Source organism: Pectobacterium sp. CFBP8739, assembly GCF_013449375.1.
In the GTDB taxonomy this organism is placed as follows: Bacteria; Pseudomonadota; Gammaproteobacteria; order Enterobacterales; family Enterobacteriaceae; genus Pectobacterium.
Genome location: NZ_JACDRR010000007.1, coordinates 259216 through 273659 on the forward strand (window position 1 = coordinate 259216; position 14444 = coordinate 273659).

A 14444-nucleotide genomic window follows, 5' to 3' on the forward strand; every position below is an offset into this window, starting at 1 on the left:
CTCTATAAGTGGAAAAGAGGTATTAAATGAAACGTGCAGTGATTACTGGCCTGGGGATCGTATCAAGCATCGGTAATAACCAGCAGGAAGTTCTGGCATCATTGCGGGAAGGCCGCTCGGGTATTACTTTCTCTCAAGAGCTGAAAGATTCCGGTATGCGTAGTCACGTCTGGGGGAATGTCAAACTGGACACCACTGGCCTCATCGATCGCAAAGTTGTGCGTTTTATGAGTGATGCATCGATTTATGCCTACTTATCTATGGAGCAGGCGATTCAGGATTCTGGGCTGTCCAATGAGGTTTATCAGAATAACCCACGCGTTGGCCTGATTGCCGGTTCCGGCGGCTCTGCGCGCTATCAGGTGTTTGGTGCTGACGCGATGCGTAGCCCGCGTGGCCTGAAAGCCGTTGGCCCTTATGTGGTCACCAAATCAATGGGTTCTGCGGTATCCGCGTGTCTGGCAACGCCATTTAAAATTCACGGCGTGAACTACTCTATTAGCTCAGCCTGTGCGACCTCCGCACACTGTATTGGTAACGCCGTTGAGCAAATTCAAATGGGCAAGCAGGACATCGTATTCGCCGGCGGTGCTGAAGAGCTGTGCTGGGAACTGGCCTGTGAATTTGACGCGATGGGCGCACTGTCGACCAAATACAATGAAACCCCAGAAAAAGCCTCCCGCACCTATGATGCTGATCGCGATGGTTTCGTGATTGCAGGCGGCGGCGGTATGGTTGTTGTCGAAGAGCTGGAACACGCACTGGCGCGTGGCGCGCACATCTATGCGGAAGTGGTCGGCTACGGCGCGACGTCTGACGGCGCGGATATGGTTGCCCCATCAGGTGAAGGTGCCGTTCGCTGCATGAAGATGGCGATGCACGGTGTGGATACCCCGATTGATTACCTGAACTCTCACGGTACCTCTACGCCGGTTGGCGATGTGAAGGAACTGGGTGCGATTCGTGAAGTGTTTGGCGATAACTCGCCAGCTATTTCTGCGACCAAAGCGATGACTGGTCACTCTCTGGGCGCCGCAGGCGTGCAGGAAGCAATCTATTCATTGCTGATGCTGGAGCATGGCTTTGTTGCACCAAGCATTAACGTGGAAAATCTGGATGAGCAGGCAGTTGGTCTGAACATCGTGACGACACCGACGGAGCGTAAACTGACCACGGTGATGTCTAACAGCTTCGGTTTCGGTGGTACAAACGCGACGCTGGTCATGAGAAAGCTCGATAAATAATCGCGTTATCTCAGCAATAGAGACAAACCCCGTAGGCTTGAGCCGCGGGGTTTTTTGTTGGTACGAGTGATAACCCGGTGTTTGCTGTAATGGGGAGCGTTAGATCAACACCCAAAGCAAAAATGCCGCCACGCAGGTGCTGACAATCACCAAAAACATGGGCTTATGGAACAAGGATTGCCAACTGAGCGGCAGTGAGGCGATCAGAGGGTTAAACAGCGGATGCAACAACTGTGAGGTTGTCGTCCAGTCCGTTTCCTGTGCACGCTGAATGCGCTGAGTAAACAGGAACGTCAGCAGATCGCTGACCTGCATTGGCGTCAGCGGAGTTTGTAACCCGATATTGAAGCGATTCTGCGTGTAATCGATCAATAAGTGCTGTTCCTGCACGCTCATCGGCTGCTGTAGCAGTGCTTGCAACGGAGCGAGATTCGGAGAAAGCAACGCGTTCTGTGCCGATAATGGCAGCGGTGATGGAGTCGTTACGGGTGACGAATTTGCGTTGGTCGCGCTAGCCGCATTGCTAACGTTAGCGATGTTGGTTGGTGTGGCTGTCCGCGCTTCTGGTGCTGCGCCTGCGGTTCCCGTATTTGCTGGTGTTCCCTGCGCTGTTGGCGAGGTGGCGCGTAGTAACGTTTGCGTCTGTTGCAGCTCAACCTGTGCTTGCAGAAATTGTGTGAGCAGTGGCAGATGTTTTAATGGGATGGCGTCGCCAACGTTAAGATTCTGCATCATCATCAGATTGCTTAACACCTTTGCAGGCTGTTCCCCAGTCATGGTCGCTAAGCGGGTGACTAACTGATTCAGGCCGCGCTGTTCAGCAGGATTGAGGGGACGATCGGGCGAGTTGGCGGCCTGAGCGGTTTGCGATGCTGTGGCTGATGCCGTTGACTGCGGAATTTGCCCGTTTTGCAGCAGCGTAACCACTTGCTGTAGCTGCGTTTTAGTCAGCGCGCTTAGTGTGGTGCTACCGAACTGTTGCTGGATGAAATTGCTGACCGCCTGACGGTTATTTCCCTGAGACAGCATATCTGTCAGGCGCTGAATCAACTGCTGACGTCCACCGCTATCTTGCGCCTGCGTTAAACGCGTCTGGAGTATCTGCTCGGCAGGCTGATAATGGCGGGATAGGAGTTCATTATTTTCTGCCAGCCCTAATCCCTGTTTTACCGTTGTCCAGACTTCTGCTGCTTTTGATGTTGTCAGTGCGGCAACTTTAAGCACCAGATTTTCCAGTGTGGTGCGCTGCGCCAACGTGAGCGGTCGATCGCCGTTGGCGGAGGACCCCGCAGCGTTAGCGGATGAGGTAGAGGTTGACGATGTGGCGGTCGGCGTAACCGGACGTTCGCTGGGCAGCGGGGCACCTGGGCCACTTACAGGTTGCATATCGGTTATCCTCACTGCCGTCATGATTGAGATGAATCATAGCAATCTCCGATCTGATTCGGTAGCCCATCATCAGAATAACTCTTTGGGTTTCTGCCTCATTCGGTGGCAAAATATCTCCCCGCTTTTTTTGGCTGGCTACCGATGTCGGAGAAGACAATGAAGATTCTGGTTGATGAAAATATGCCGTATGCCCGCGAGCTTTTTAGCAGGTTGGGTGACGTGCAGGCTGTGCCGGGACGTCCTTTACCGCGTGATCTGCTGGCAGACGCCGATGCGTTGATGGTGCGTTCGGTCACGAAGGTGAACGCGGATCTGCTGTCTGGTTCGGCGGTAAAATTCGTCGGCAGCGCGACGGCTGGCACCGACCATGTTGATGATGCCTGGCTGAATGCCAACGGTATCGCGTTTTCTGCGGCTCCTGGCTGTAATGCTATCGCGGTGGTGGAGTATGTCTTTTCTTCTTTACTCATGCTGGCCGAGCGTGATGGTTTCCAACTACGTGACAAAACCGTAGGGATAGTCGGAGTGGGGAACGTGGGCCGACGTCTGGATGCGCGCCTGAAAGCCTGGGGTGTTAACACATTATTGTGTGATCCGCCACGCGCTGATCGCGGTGATGTCGGTGATTTCCTGCCGCTAGAAACGCTGGTGCGCGATGCCGATATTCTGACGCTGCATACGCCGCTGTATCTTGATGGCCCGTACCGTACCCAACATTTGGTGGATGCCAGCGTGCTGGACGCGTTTGCCGATGGACGTATTCTGATTAACGCCTGCCGTGGCCCGGTGGTGGACAATGTGGCGCTGCTTGAAGCGTTGCAGCGAGGGAAAAAACTCAGCGTCATTCTTGACGTATGGGAGCCAGAACCTGAGTTATCAACCGATCTGCTGGCGCGAGTCGATATTGGTACGGCGCATATCGCCGGTTATACCCTGGAAGGGAAGGCGCGCGGTACTACTCAGGTTTTTGAAGCCTGGAGCGAGTTTATCGGAACTCCACAGCAGGTGGCGCTTTCATCGCTTTTGCCTGAGCCAGAGTTTGCCGAAGTGGCACTGACCGTACCGCTGGATGAGGCGCTGCTAAAACGTCTGGTGCATCTGGTGTATGATGTGCGCCGGGACGATGCACTGTTGCGCCACGTTGCGCATCAGGAAGGTGAGTTCGATCGCCTGCGCAAACATTATCAGGAACGACGCGAATGGTCGTCACTCCATGTTATCTGCGCCGATGCTGACAGCGCAGATTGCCTGAATGCGCTGGGATTCACGGCGTCAGTGCGGGACGCACGCTAACGGCGTTTCTCGCGAGCATTACTTTTTTATTCATGCACCAACAGACGGTGTCGCTATCGTCTGTTGGTTCCATTTATGTTTTGTGTTTCATTCAAAATTTGGGAGAGAACCAAATGTCTAACGGCTGGAATATTGCTCTGCTGGGCGCAACGGGCGCAGTAGGCACGGCGTTACTGGAATTATTGCAGGAACGTGAATTCCCGGTGGGTGAACTGTATCCGCTGGCCAGCGAACGTAGCGCGGGTGAAACCATACGTTTTAACGGCCAGTCCTGTCTGGTCACCAATGTGGCGGATTTTGACTGGTCACAGGCACAGTTGGCGTTTTTTGTCGCCGGTCAGGATGTCAGTGCTCGCTATGCGGAAGATGCTGGGGACGCAGGCTGTCTGGTGATTGACAGCAGCGGTCTGTTTGCGCTGGAGCCGGATGTCCCGCTGGTGGTGCCCGGTGTGAATGCGCATACGCTGGCAGATTATCGTAACCGTAACATTGTTGCGGTGGCAGACAGCCTGACGAGCCAACTGCTGACAGCGATTAAACCACTGACTGATGCGGCCGGGCTTTCACGCCTGCATGTCGTCAATATGCTGTCGGTTTCTGCCCTCGGCAAGGCGGCGGTAGACGATCTGGCCGGACAAAGTGCGCGTTTGCTGAACGGCATTCCGCCAGAAGAGGGGATTTTCCCGAAACAGCTGGCGTTCAACCTGTTGCCTTTACTGCCGGATGACGCTGGCAGCGTGCGTGAAGAACGTCGTCTGGTGGATCAGGTGCGTAAGGTCTTGCAGGACGAAGGATTGCCGATTTCAGTGACTTGCATCCAGTCCCCTGTGTTCTATGGACACGCCCAGGTTGTCCATCTTGAATCGCTGCGTCCGCTGTCTGCGGAAGAAGCACGCGATGAACTGCTCAATGCAGGAAATATTGAAGTGAGTGACGAACAGGATTACCCAACTCAGGTTGGCGATGCGTCCGGCAATGGGCAACTGAGCGTAGGTTGTCTGCGTAACGATTACGGTATTCCTGAACTGCTGCAATTCTGGTCGGTTGCCGATAACGCTCGCTTTGGCGGTGCGCTGATGGCGGTGGAAACTGCGGAGCGTCTGGTGCAGGAGTATCTTGGGTAATGTCGGAAACCACTCAGGCGGAGGCGATTCAGGCCGACGCCGTTGCGGAAAACGAACGCGCCCCGCTGAAAATCGCGTTGGGTATAGAGTATGACGGTAGCCAGTATTATGGCTGGCAGCGCCAGGCTGAAGTTGCCAGCGTGCAGGCCTGTCTTGAAAAGGCGCTGAGCAAAGTCGCGGATGAACCGATAGACGTGTTTTGCGCCGGGCGAACCGATGCTGGCGTTCACGGAACCGGCCAGGTCGTGCATTTCACTACGCACGCGATCCGAAAAGATGTCGCCTGGACGATGGGCGTGAATGCGAATTTACCGCCGGATATCGCCGTGCGCTGGGTGAAAACGGTGGATGAGGATTTCCATGCGCGTTTCAGCGCGACGGCACGTCGCTACCGTTATGTCATCTACAATCACCGCTATCGTCCTGCGGTGCTTTCGCGCGGTATGACGCACTTTTATCACCCGTTAGACGTGGAACGCATGGAGCGATCTGGGCAGTGCCTGTTGGGGGAGAATGATTTCACCTCTTTTCGTGCAGTGCAGTGCCAGTCGCGTACGCCGTGGCGCTATGTAAATCATTTAAAGGTTACACGTCACGGTGACTATATCGTGGTAGATATTAAGGCCAATGCTTTCGTTCATCATATGGTGCGCAACATTGTTGGTAGTCTCATGGAAGTCGGCTGTGGCAATCGCCCAGAGTCGTGGATTGCCGAGCTGCTGGCCGCCAAGGATCGTACGCTGGCGGCAGCAACGGCCAGAGCAGAAGGTTTGTATTTAGTGGCAGTGGATTACCCGGCGCGTTTTGCTTTGCCGCAGCCTACGATGGGGCCGCTCTTTTTAGCCGATTGACGTTTTTGATTATAACGAGTGCGTCTTTTACCTGTTGCTCGCTGCCAGATGGTCGTAGGCCAAAAGGCAGCGTGCGATGCGTATTAAGGACGAGGCTATTCAGCGTGCTATACGCAAGGCAACACGGCTAGTGCGGCTGCCTTGCGTATATCGACCGCGTGCGTTCGATAGACATTTTGGGAGAAGATGTTGTGATGGAGTTTATACAGTTTATTATTGATTTTATTCTGCACATTGACGTTCACCTTGCGGAACTGGTGGCGCAATATGGTGTCTGGGGTTATGCCATTTTGTTCCTGATTTTGTTCTGTGAGACTGGGCTGGTAGTGACGCCGTTTTTGCCGGGCGATTCGCTACTGTTTGTTGCAGGGGCACTGGCGGCGCTGCCGTCGAACGATCTGAATGTACACACGATGGCGTTCCTGATGATTGTTGCCGCGATTACGGGCGATGCAGTGAACTACACGATTGGACGACTGTTCGGTGAAAAGCTGTTTAGCAACCCGAACTCGAAGATTTTCCGCCGCAGCTATCTGGATAAAACGCATGCGTTTTACGCGCGTCACGGCGGTAAGACGATAATTCTGGCGCGCTTTGTCCCGATTGTGAGAACATTTGCGCCGTTTGTTGCCGGGATGGGGCACATGAGCTATCGGCATTTTGCTGCCTATAATGTCATTGGTGCGCTGCTGTGGGTGTTGTCATTCACCTATGCGGGCTACCTGTTTGGTGATTTACCAGTGGTGCAGGAAAATTTGAAATTACTGATTGTCGCGATTATTTTTCTCTCTATCCTGCCGGGCGTTATTGAGATTGTCCGTCATCGTAGAGCGGTTGTGGGCGGCAATGTGAAATAAATGAAGTATTTTAACATCCGGTTTGACCAGTTTTTTATCCACAGTACCGGAACGTTATGGTTTAATGGGCAGCATTTATGGTCTGTTCTTGGGAACACCCTGGGTGCCGATGCCTTTGTACCGCGATTGTCGTGCGTCTCAGGCATTTTTTCATTGGCAATGTTGTCAGGGAATAACATGAACAGCGGACTGGCATTTGCCAGGTTCAAGCAGAAAGGTTATCAATGAGCTGGATTGAACGAATTCTTAACAAAAGCAACATCACACCGACCCGTAAAGCGAATATTCCTGAAGGGGTCTGGACAAAATGTGATAGCTGCGGTCAGGTTCTTTATCGTGCTGAGCTGGAGCGTAACTTGGAGGTCTGCCCGAAGTGCGATCACCATATGCGTCTCTCCGCACGTAACCGCCTACAGGCGTTTTTAGATAAAGAAAGCACTGTTGAGCTGGGAAGCGAACTGGAGCCGAAGGATGTCCTGAAATTCCGGGATTCCAAAAAATATAAAGATCGTCTGGTTTCTGCGCAGAAACAGTCCGATGAGAAAGATGCGCTGATCGTCATGAAAGGCACGTTGTATGGCATGCCGGTTGTGGCTGCATCATTTGAGTTCTCTTTCATGGGCGGTTCAATGGCGTCTGTTGTGGGCGCGCGTTTTGTACGTGCCGTTGAGCAGGCATTGGAAGACGGCTGCCCGCTGGTCTGCTTCTCTGCCAGTGGCGGTGCGCGTATGCAGGAAGCGCTGATGTCGCTGATGCAAATGGCGAAAACCAGTGCGGCATTGGCAAAAATGCGTGAGCGCGGCTTGCCGTATATCTCCGTGCTGACTGACCCGACGATGGGCGGGGTTTCCGCGAGTCTGGCGATGCTGGGCGATCTGAACATTGCTGAACCGAAAGCGCTGATCGGTTTTGCCGGTCCACGTGTTATTGAACAAACCGTGCGTGAAAAGCTGCCGCCGGGCTTCCAGCGCAGCGAATTCCTGATTGAGAAAGGGGCGATCGATATGATCGTTCGTCGTCCAGAAATGCGCTACAAGCTGGCCACCATTCTTGCCAAACTGACGAATCATCCAGAGCCGGGCAACGATGACGTGGAAATCCGCAGCGATGCGCCGTCTGAATCATCACAGGATGACGCATAATTGACATGATGGGCTGGGCGTGTGGTACTCGACCACGTCGTTCTCGACCGAGTAGCCATATGCACGCTCAGCCCGCAATGAACCGTAAGCCAGTGAACGGGACTCATGGATACTCTTCAAATACCTCAAGCCACGTCACCTTTGGTCACGTGGCTTCATTATCTTGAGCACCTGCACGCGCAGGCCATTGATTTAGGTCTGGAGCGCGTTAAACAGGTTGCTGAACATCTCCAACTGCTACAGCCTGCCGCAACGGTTTTCACTGTCGCGGGGACAAACGGCAAGGGAACCACCTGTTGTACGTTGGAATCCATTCTACTGGCCGCTGGGCTGCGAGTTGGCGTATACAGTTCTCCCCATCTTGTGCGTTATACCGAACGAGTGCGTATTCAGGGCAAAGAATTGCCTGAAGCGCAGCACACTCAGTCGTTTGCGGATATCGAAGCAGGAAGAGGGGCGGTATCGCTCACCTATTTTGAGTTCGGTACGTTGTCGGCATTGCAACTCTTTAAGCAGGCCAATCTGGATGTCGTTATTCTGGAAGTGGGATTAGGCGGGCGTCTGGATGCGACTAATATTGTGGATGCGGATGTCTCTGTCGTCACCAGCATTGCGATCGACCATACCGACTGGTTGGGTAGCGATCGGGAAAGTATTGGCCGTGAGAAAGCGGGGATATTCCGTCAGAGTAGACCTGCTGTTGTCGGCGAGCCGGATATGCCGGGAACGATTGCCGATGTTGCCGCAGAGAAAGGGGCACTGCTGCGCCGTCGTGGTCGGGACTGGGACTATTCCGTTCAGCGCGAGACGTGGAGTTGGCAGGATAAGCAGCGTGAGTTATCGCGTTTGCCATTACCCAATGTTCCGTTGGCTAATGCTGCCACGGCGCTGGCTGCGCTGCACTATTCGTCACTCAATGTGAGTGAAGACGCGATTCGACAGGGTTTACGGCACGCGTCATTGCCTGGGCGTTTTCAGACGGTGCAGGCATCACCGCGAGTGATTCTTGATGTTGCTCATAACCCTCATGCGGCCGCCTACCTGGCAAACCGATTAGCAGCGTTGCCGAAAGCTGGAAAAGTGCGGGCCGTCGTCGGCATGCTGGCGGATAAAGATATTGCCGGTACGCTGGCTCACCTAACGCCGTTGGTGGATGAGTGGTATTGCGCACCGTTGGAAGGGCCGCGTGGTGCCACTGCGCAGCAGATTGCCGAGCACCTGACGCGCAGCCAATCGTTCCCCGATGTTGTGGCTGCCTGGCAGCAGGCGATGTCCGAGGCGATGGAGCAGGATATCGTCATTGTGTGTGGATCTTTTCATACGGTAGCGCATGTGATGGAAGCGCTGGATGAGGAGAAGGCGAATGGCGAGTAAATTTCAGAATCGCCTGGTGGGGACGGTCATTCTGGTCGCGTTGGGCGTGATCGTCTTACCTGGCCTGTTGGACGGTAAGAAGAAGCACTACGAGGATGAGTTTGCGTCGATTCCGTTGATCCCTAAACCGGGTGACAGTAATGAGATGGAATCGCTGCCTGCGCTGAACCCGTCTTTGCCACCGGAAGGGGCGGAAGCGGCGATGCAGAACACTTCGGAAGCTGAAGCGCCTGAGGCGAGGGCAGCGACAGCACCTGAAACCACAACGCAGACACCAGCATCATCCCATTCTGGCACGAATACGCCAGCGATGATGGCACCGCCGGTTGTGGTTGAGCGTCCGCCGGTTCAGCCCCCGGTGATGCCGAAGCCTCAGCCAAAACCTGAGGTGAAGCCAGAAGTGAAACCAAAGCCTGAGCCTAAGCCGGAAGTGAAGCCTGAAACCCAACCAGCCCCGCAAGCCCCTGTCGGACAGGCCTACATTGTGCAGCTTGGTGCACTGAAAAACGCGGACAAGGTGAATGAAATTGTCGCCAAATTGCGTCTTTCCGGCTATCGCGCATATACCGTGCCGTCAACGCCGGTTTCAGGAGAAATCACCCGTATTTATGTGGGGCCGGATGCGTCTAAGCAGAAGTTAGAGTCCTCGCTGGGTGAGCTGAAACAACTCAGTGGGCTAAGCGGACAGGTGCGTGCGCATTCCGTTCGTTAACGGTCGTCGAGCGTGAGAATAACGGGGTGGAGGAGTTTGTCGTCTGCCACGTAGATAGATAGAAACAGGCCACGGGGATGAGGCTCATAGGCGTGATGCTTCGCCCCGTAGCTGTTTTAAGACGGTTGTTGTTGATTTTATTATGCCGACGGTTAATAGACTCAGGCACGGTCTGTTGCTGATTTTTTCGCCTGATTATCTATTGATGAAATCGGCGGAAATACGCTACGCAAACGTTTTCTTTTTCTGTTAGAATGCGCCGCGAACAGGATGACGTAGCGGCTTATCGGTAGCATCGTTCATTATTAGGATCGTTCATGGTTTGGGTTGATTACGTCATTATTGGCATCATCGGTTTTTCGGCTCTGGTTAGCCTGATCCGGGGGTTTGTTCGTGAAGCGCTGTCGTTAGTAACCTGGGGATGTGCTTTTTTTGTTGCCAGCCATTACTACGCGTACCTCGCGGTCTACTTCACTCGTTTTGATGATGAGCTGGTGCGTAACGGTATCGCGATTGCCATTCTGTTTGTTGCAACGTTGATTGTGGGGGCTATCGTCAACTATGCGATTAGTTCGCTGGTTGAACGTACCGGATTATCCGGCACCGATCGCGTTCTGGGCATCTGTTTTGGTGCGCTGCGCGGGGTGCTGATCGTTTCCGCACTGCTATTCTTTCTGGATACTTTCACCGGTTTTTCACAAAGTGATGACTGGAAGCAGTCCCAGTTAATCCCGCAGTTCAGTTATATTATCAGGTGGTTTTTTGACTACCTGCAAAGCACGTCAAGTTTCTTGCCGCAGCATTTACCGCTGCGGTAGCGCTGATGAGGAAAAGACACCATGTGCGGTATTGTCGGTATCGCCGGTTTTACACCGGTCAACCAGTCGATTTATGACGCGTTAACGGTGTTGCAACACCGTGGGCAGGATGCAGCGGGTATTGTAACCATCGATGCCTTTAATTGTTTTCGCCTGCGTAAGGCTAATGGCCTGGTGAAAGATGTGTTTGAAGCGCGGCACATGCAGCGCCTACAGGGAAACATGGGGCTTGGTCATGTGCGTTATCCAACCGCGGGCAGTTCCAGCGCCTCGGAAGCACAGCCTTTCTATGTTAACTCTCCTTTCGGTATCACGTTGGCTCACAACGGTAACCTGACTAACGCCCACGAGCTGCGTAAAAAGCTGTTCGAGCAGGAGCGCCGTCACGTTAACACCACGTCTGATTCTGAAATCCTGCTGAATATTTTTGCCAGAGAGTTGGACCGTTTCCAACATTACCCACTAGAAGCCGATAATATTTTTGCGGCCGTTGCCGCGACGCACCAGCAAATTCGCGGTGCCTATGCTTGTGTCGGCATGATTATCGGTCACGGTATGGTGGCTTTCCGCGATCCTAACGGGATTCGTCCGTTGGTGATTGGTAAGCGCGATCTGGAAGATGGCCGCAGCGAATATATGGTGGCGTCGGAAAGCGTCGCGCTGGATACGCTGGGCTTTGAATTTTTACGCGATGTGGCGCCGGGAGAAGCGATCTACATTACGGAAAAAGGACAGCTGTTTACCCGCCAGTGTGCAGAAAATCCAAAGAGCAACCCGTGCCTGTTCGAATATGTTTACTTTGCTCGCCCAGACTCTTTCATCGATAAAATCTCGGTCTATAGCGCACGCGTTCGCATGGGCCAGAAACTGGGTGAAAAGATTGCACGTCAGTGGGAAGATCTCGATATCGATGTCGTGATCCCGATTCCTGAAACGTCTTGTGATATCGCGCTGGAAATCGCGCGTATTATCAACAAGCCGTACCGTCAGGGATTTGTGAAAAACCGCTACGTTGGCCGTACCTTTATCATGCCGGGGCAACAAGCACGTAAGAAATCAGTGCGTCGTAAATTGAACGCTAATCGTGCCGAATTCCGTGATAAAAACGTGTTGCTGGTGGATGATTCCATCGTGCGTGGTACTACGTCAGAACAGATTGTGGAGATGGCGCGTGAAGCTGGCGCCAAACGTGTTTATCTGGCTTCGGCGGCACCGGAAATTCGCTTCCCTAACGTGTATGGCATCGACATGCCGAGCGCGAATGAGCTGATTGCTCACGGTAGAGAAGTGGATGAAATCTGTAAGATTATCGGTGCTGATGCACTCATCTTCCAGGATCTCGATGATCTGATCGAGGCGGCGCGTGAAGATAACCCAGATATTACTCAGTTTGAATGTTCGGTGTTCAACGGGATTTACGTGACGAAAGATGTCGATCAGGGCTATCTGGATTATCTGGAGGTCTTACGCAATGACGACGCCAAAGCGTTACGTAGCCAGAATGAAGTCGAAGATCTGGAATTGCACAACGAAGGCTAACGGCTAACTGCACGTCAAGGCTTCATTAAAAGGGGAAGGCGCGAAAGTGTCTTCCTTTTTTTATATAGAAAACATGTTGCATAGAGAAAACCGTTGTATGTAAAAAACAGCATTGTATATAAAAACATCGCTTCAGCGCTTCTCCTTGCTTATCGCCAGTCAATGCGGCAAAGTTTGCGCAGATGATTTTTCCGCGTTTTTGCTTACGCGGTCAGCCAGAGGCAGTACGAATGAAGCGACTCATTGTGGGAATTTCCGGTGCCAGCGGTGTTATTTACGGTGTCCGGCTGCTACAGGTTTTACAGACGCTGGAAGGTATCGAAACACATTTGATTATGAGTCAGGCCGCTCGGCAAACGCTGGCGTTAGAAACCGATTTTAGCCTGCGTGATGTGCAGGCGCTGGCTGATGTGGTGCATGATACGCGTGATATTGCTGCCAGCGTCTCTTCGGGGTCGTTTAAAACGGCGGGGATGGTAATTTTACCCTGTTCGATAAAAACCCTGTCCGGCATTGTGCACAGCTACAGCGATAATTTATTAACCCGTGCGGCCGACGTGGTGCTGAAGGAGCGTCGTCCTTTGGTGCTAGGGGTTCGTGAAACACCGCTGCATTTGGGGCATTTACGGCTGATGACGACGGCCGTTGAGCTAGGCGCAATAATTATGCCGCCTGTGCCTGCATTTTATCATCGCCCAGAAAGTGTGCAGGATATTGTCGATCAGACGGTGAATCGTATTCTGGACCAGTTTGATATCGAACTGCCGAAAGATCTCTTTATCCGTTGGCAAGGTGCGTCGTAGCAGGCTAGACGCTAACGCGTGCCGTTTTCTTCTCTTCGGGCAGTAAAGTATTACTGCCCTTTTTTTGTGCTTTTTTATCACATTGCACCAATTTTGTGCTCAATAGCACCTGAATGGTGCAATTGGGTTTTTGTATTCATGGCAATGTTATCTATTTTTATTATTACACGCCGAAAACTTACGCATAAAATACTTAATAATCAAATGATTACTAATTATTTTCTGCATGAATTGCCTATGCGGTTTTTACGGTGTCCCTGCATTCATTGTGGCATGAAAACTGCTTACTAATGAAAACGGTAATCGTCGGCATTAAAAAACAAATAGCACTCACATCGTTCATTTTTAAAGCAATAAATCGATATCTATTCCGACGTTGACGACACATGACATCAATCACTCATGATAAGGGTAGCAATATGAAGAAACTGATCAAAGTTTTGCCGTTGGCACTCATTCTGGCTGCGGGCAGCGCGATGGCGGAAATTCCTAAGAATATTAAAATCGGCACCGATCCGACCTATGCCCCCTTTGAATCCAAAAACGCTAACGGTGAACTGGTTGGATTTGATATCGATCTGGCGAAAGAGCTGTGCAAACGCATTCAGGCTAACTGTACGTTTGTAGAAAGTGACTTTGACGCATTAATTCCTTCCCTTAAAGCTAAAAAAATTGATGCCATCATCTCTTCCCTGTCCATCACTGAAAAACGCCAGCAGGAAATTGCGTTCACCGAGAAACTGTATGCAGCTAACGCGCGTCTGATTGCGAAGAAGGGCGCGAGCATCGAGCCGACCCTAGCCTCTCTGGGCGGCAAGCGTGTTGGAGTGTTGCAGGCATCGACGCAGGAGGCATTTGCCAACGCGAACTGGCAGCCAAAAGGCGTTGAGGTTGTGGCTTACCAAAACCAGGATCTGATTTATGCAGATCTGAGCGCAGGCCGTATCGATGCTGCTTTTCAAGATGAAGTCGCGGGAAGCGAAGGTTTCCTGAAGCTTGATATGGGCAAAGACTACGCGTTTGCTGGCCCAGCGGTGAAAGATGACAAATTCTTCGGTGTGGGGACGGGGATGGGTCTGCGTAAAGCGGATACCGAGCTGAAAGCCGCGCTGGATAAAGCCTTTGAAGAGATGCGTAAAGATGGTACTTACGATACCTTCGCGAAAAAATACTTCGATTTTGATGTCTACGGCGGCTAATTTTTCCTAACGATTCATACTCTGTAGCGAAATCGCAGGGCCTACGACATGGGACCGTTCCTCCCGTGTCGTATTCCTGATGATGACGCATTGTGCCAT

The 14444-nt window shown here is 52.5% G+C and carries 13 protein-coding genes; 12 read left to right on the plus strand and 1 reads right to left on the minus strand.

Annotation, left to right across the window (positions count from 1 at the left end):
• Positions 1 to 26 precede the first annotated feature (26 nt).
• Entirely contained in the window at positions 27 to 1244 is a 1218-nt protein-coding gene (gene fabB / locus H0247_RS07165; RefSeq protein ID WP_180741923.1) for a beta-ketoacyl-ACP synthase I, read from the plus strand.
• Positions 1245 to 1343: 99 nt separating this feature from the next.
• Here fabB and flk read toward each other — a convergent pair whose 3' ends face one another.
• The gene (flk, locus tag H0247_RS07170; protein ID WP_180741924.1) at positions 1344 to 2630 is read right to left on the minus strand and encodes a flagella biosynthesis regulator Flk; all 1287 of its coding nucleotides are present in this window, start codon (positions 2628 to 2630) and stop codon (positions 1344 to 1346) included.
• A gap of 159 nt (positions 2631 to 2789) precedes the next feature.
• Between flk and pdxB the strand changes: the two genes are divergently transcribed.
• From pdxB to H0247_RS07225, 11 genes are all read left to right on the plus strand, one after another.
• Positions 2790 to 3926, plus strand: a complete 1137-nt coding sequence (gene pdxB / locus H0247_RS07175) for a 4-phosphoerythronate dehydrogenase PdxB (protein WP_180741925.1) — start codon at positions 2790 to 2792, stop codon at positions 3924 to 3926.
• Between the two features lie 113 nt (positions 3927 to 4039).
• The gene (locus tag H0247_RS07180) at positions 4040 to 5050 is read left to right on the plus strand and encodes an aspartate-semialdehyde dehydrogenase (RefSeq protein WP_180741926.1); all 1011 of its coding nucleotides are present in this window, start codon (positions 4040 to 4042) and stop codon (positions 5048 to 5050) included.
• A complete protein-coding gene (gene truA, locus H0247_RS07185; RefSeq protein WP_180741927.1) occupies positions 5050 to 5901 on the plus strand; it encodes a tRNA pseudouridine(38-40) synthase TruA in 852 nt (283 codons plus the stop codon). Before H0247_RS07180 ends, truA begins: the two co-directional genes overlap by 1 nt.
• A 194-nt stretch (positions 5902 to 6095) precedes the next feature.
• A complete protein-coding gene (locus H0247_RS07190; RefSeq protein ID WP_180742041.1) occupies positions 6096 to 6758 on the plus strand; it encodes a DedA family protein in 663 nt (220 codons plus the stop codon).
• Positions 6759 to 6982: 224 nt separating this feature from the next.
• Positions 6983 to 7900: an acetyl-CoA carboxylase, carboxyltransferase subunit beta gene (gene accD, locus H0247_RS07195; protein WP_180741928.1), complete on the plus strand. Its 918-nt coding sequence runs from the start codon at positions 6983 to 6985 to the stop codon at positions 7898 to 7900.
• A 105-nt stretch (positions 7901 to 8005) separates the two neighbouring features.
• Positions 8006 to 9274, plus strand: a complete 1269-nt coding sequence (folC, locus tag H0247_RS07200; RefSeq protein ID WP_180741929.1) for a bifunctional tetrahydrofolate synthase/dihydrofolate synthase — start codon at positions 8006 to 8008, stop codon at positions 9272 to 9274.
• Entirely contained in the window at positions 9264 to 9986 is a 723-nt protein-coding gene (gene dedD, locus H0247_RS07205) for a cell division protein DedD (RefSeq protein ID WP_180741930.1), read from the plus strand. The genes folC and dedD overlap by 11 nt, the downstream gene beginning before the upstream one ends.
• A gap of 317 nt (positions 9987 to 10303) precedes the next feature.
• Positions 10304 to 10804 carry a colicin V production protein gene (gene cvpA, locus H0247_RS07210; RefSeq protein WP_180741931.1) on the plus strand — a complete coding sequence of 167 codons (501 nt, stop codon included), beginning with the start codon at positions 10304 to 10306 and terminating at the stop codon, positions 10802 to 10804.
• Positions 10805 to 10825: 21 nt separating this feature from the next.
• A complete protein-coding gene (purF, locus tag H0247_RS07215) occupies positions 10826 to 12343 on the plus strand; it encodes an amidophosphoribosyltransferase (RefSeq protein ID WP_180741932.1) in 1518 nt (505 codons plus the stop codon).
• Positions 12344 to 12573: 230 nt separating this feature from the next.
• Positions 12574 to 13146, plus strand: a complete 573-nt coding sequence (locus H0247_RS07220; protein WP_180741933.1) for a UbiX family flavin prenyltransferase — start codon at positions 12574 to 12576, stop codon at positions 13144 to 13146.
• Between the two features lie 419 nt (positions 13147 to 13565).
• Complete coding sequence (locus tag H0247_RS07225) at positions 13566 to 14345, plus strand: lysine/arginine/ornithine ABC transporter substrate-binding protein (protein WP_180741934.1); 780 nt, start codon at positions 13566 to 13568, stop codon at positions 14343 to 14345.
• Positions 14346 to 14444 lie beyond the last annotated feature (99 nt).

Excerpts from the sequence above, each read along its gene's own strand:
- fabB (WP_180741923.1), top strand. The coding sequence starts at position 27 with ATGAAACGTGCAGTGATTACTGGCCTGGGGATCGTATCAAGCATCGGT.
- flk (WP_180741924.1), bottom strand. The coding sequence starts at position 2,630 with ATGCAACCTGTAAGTGGCCCAGGTGCCCCGCTGCCCAGCGAACGTCCG.
- pdxB (WP_180741925.1), top strand. The coding sequence starts at position 2,790 with ATGAAGATTCTGGTTGATGAAAATATGCCGTATGCCCGCGAGCTTTTT.
- H0247_RS07180 (WP_180741926.1), top strand. The coding sequence starts at position 4,040 with ATGTCTAACGGCTGGAATATTGCTCTGCTGGGCGCAACGGGCGCAGTA.
- truA (WP_180741927.1), top strand. The coding sequence starts at position 5,050 with ATGTCGGAAACCACTCAGGCGGAGGCGATTCAGGCCGACGCCGTTGCG.
- H0247_RS07190 (WP_180742041.1), top strand. The coding sequence starts at position 6,096 with ATGGAGTTTATACAGTTTATTATTGATTTTATTCTGCACATTGACGTT.
- accD (WP_180741928.1), top strand. The coding sequence starts at position 6,983 with ATGAGCTGGATTGAACGAATTCTTAACAAAAGCAACATCACACCGACC.
- folC (WP_180741929.1), top strand. The coding sequence starts at position 8,006 with ATGGATACTCTTCAAATACCTCAAGCCACGTCACCTTTGGTCACGTGG.
- dedD (WP_180741930.1), top strand. The coding sequence starts at position 9,264 with ATGGCGAGTAAATTTCAGAATCGCCTGGTGGGGACGGTCATTCTGGTC.
- cvpA (WP_180741931.1), top strand. The coding sequence starts at position 10,304 with ATGGTTTGGGTTGATTACGTCATTATTGGCATCATCGGTTTTTCGGCT.
- purF (WP_180741932.1), top strand. The coding sequence starts at position 10,826 with ATGTGCGGTATTGTCGGTATCGCCGGTTTTACACCGGTCAACCAGTCG.
- H0247_RS07220 (WP_180741933.1), top strand. The coding sequence starts at position 12,574 with ATGAAGCGACTCATTGTGGGAATTTCCGGTGCCAGCGGTGTTATTTAC.
- H0247_RS07225 (WP_180741934.1), top strand. The coding sequence starts at position 13,566 with ATGAAGAAACTGATCAAAGTTTTGCCGTTGGCACTCATTCTGGCTGCG.